The 508-nt window shown below is 64.4% G+C and carries 1 protein-coding gene; it reads left to right on the top strand.

All coding sequences use genetic code 11. The annotated features are described in order from the left end of the window. A partial coding sequence (locus EOA33_RS38195; RefSeq protein ID WP_210212669.1) for an Ig-like domain-containing protein occupies positions 1-508 on the top strand: 508 nt, incomplete at both ends.

Below are 508 nucleotides of genomic sequence, written 5' to 3'. Positions count from 1 at the left end.
CACCAATACCGATGTCGACAATGCCGCCACGCTCAATACGCCCATCCAGGGCGAATATGGCAAGCTGACGCTTCACGCGGACGGCTCCTACACCTATGTGCGCGACGCCGGCACGCCCGGCGGCGTCAACGACGTCTTCACCTACACGATCAAGGACGGCGACGGCGACACCTCGCACACCACGCTGACGATCTCGATCGGCAACTCGACGCCGGAAATCAGCGACCTGACGCCGGAGGCCAATGGCGGCGACGTCATCGTGAATGAAAACGACCTCCTGGCCAGCCGCGGGCCCGACGAGTCGGCCGGTTCCGACACTTCGAAGGAAAGCACGACCCAGGGCGGCACCTTCACCATCAACTCGCCTGACGGCATCGCCTCGCTGGCGATCGACGGCCACACCTTCATCACCAATGGCACATTCACCGGCGGTTCGTTCACGACCGCGCTCGGCAACACGCTGACGGTGACCGGCTATGACGCCGGCACCGGCGTGGTCAGCTACACC

Source organism: Mesorhizobium sp. M4A.F.Ca.ET.050.02.1.1 (assembly GCF_003997725.1).
Taxonomy (GTDB): domain Bacteria; phylum Pseudomonadota; class Alphaproteobacteria; order Rhizobiales; family Rhizobiaceae; genus Mesorhizobium.
This window is presented reverse-complemented; position numbering and strand designations above follow the sequence as displayed.